Origin of the sequence: Bifidobacterium sp., from assembly GCF_050874245.1 — a bacterium.
Lineage (GTDB): Bacteria > Actinomycetota > Actinomycetes > Actinomycetales > Bifidobacteriaceae > Bifidobacterium.
The window spans coordinates 1-1,144 of record NZ_JBNMKH010000210.1 but is presented as its reverse complement, the minus strand read 5'-3'; the positions used below and the strand labels follow the sequence as shown (position 1 = coordinate 1,144).

The 1,144-nt window shown below is 55.2% G+C and carries 2 protein-coding genes; both read right to left on the bottom strand.

The window, feature by feature from the left end; genetic code table 11:
* Positions 1-177 precede the first annotated feature (177 nt).
* Positions 178-639, bottom strand: a complete 462-nt coding sequence (locus ACR0P8_RS09970) for a PH domain-containing protein (protein WP_432624887.1) — start codon at positions 637-639, stop codon at positions 178-180.
* A gap of 233 nt (positions 640-872) precedes the next feature.
* A partial coding sequence (locus ACR0P8_RS09965) for a VWA domain-containing protein (protein ID WP_432624886.1) occupies positions 873-1,144 on the bottom strand: 272 nt, incomplete at its 5' end.

Sequence of the window (1,144 nt, the reverse complement as noted above, 5' to 3'; positions counted from 1 at the left end):
GTCCAAGCTATCTCGCTTATTTGTGGCACGTCTTTCTCTTTACAACAAGGTTTGGGGGTATAAATCATACCCCCAAACAGCCTTTTCGACTTATCAACCTGCCACAAATAAGCCAAATAGCTTCCGACCGCCCTCATGCGTTGTCACAAGCGGAAGGATTTGCGCCCACAAAGCCGCTCAGCGCCCGTCGTCGTAAGCGCCCATATCAGGACCGTCAAAGTCGCCGTCAAAACCCGGACCATTAGGACCGGGACCGAAGCCGGGGGCCGACGGGCCGCCCAGGAACTCGCGCGCGGACATGCCATTCACCCTGCGGGAGGCGTCCACCGCCTCCTGCAGCACCTTGCGCACTTCGAAGCCGTTCAGTACATTCTTCAACGCCACCGTGCCGTTGCCGGACGACTGGTCGCGAGTATCCAACACCAGTGTGCTCATGCCGAATATGCGCTGCAGCAACGTGCGTTCCACGCTGATATCCACGATGCGGAACAGTTTGATCAGGTTGAAATTCTCATTCAGCACGCCGGTTTTGATGCTCAACTCCTGATCGGTGAGCGTGTATACGGTGAATGTGAATGGAGTACGGCACCAATTGCGTTTACGCTGCTGCCATAGCACATTGCCGCTTGCGACCTTCATATGGTTTCCTTTTCGATTGGACTCGGTCTGCCCCGAGACGTCTGCCCTATTGCGGCACCGCGCACCATTTTACCGGCAGTCAACCGTCAGTGGCGCCCCACAGCATGCTTCCACTGGAAAACACATGTTTCACACAGCGTTTCACAATAGAGAAAGCATGCACGGAAATACAGGCAACAACTTGGAGAAACACAAAACGGTAGCATGCCACGCACTCGCTATCGCCAGCAAAATCAGTTGTATCCCTTCACTTCGCGGAAAACGCCGCTCAAATCGCTGTTACGCCCATCGAACACCTTGCCGTTCGACAGTTTGGCCAGATCGTCAAGCTGGCTCCGATCCGCGTCACCGACCATGACGGAATAGATCGGAATGCCTTTGCCTTCGGCCTTATACAGTCGCGTGAACTCATCGCGATTCGTGGTCTTCGATTTGCCGTCGGTCAGCAGGACAATCGACACCGTATAGTCGTCGCGGTCGTCGGGCAGGTTGTGCAAAGCGACGT

Coding starts and splice junctions, on each gene's coding strand:
- ACR0P8_RS09970 (WP_432624887.1), bottom strand. CDS start 639: ATGAAGGTCGCAAGCGGCAATGTGCTATGGCAGCAGCGTAAACGCAAT.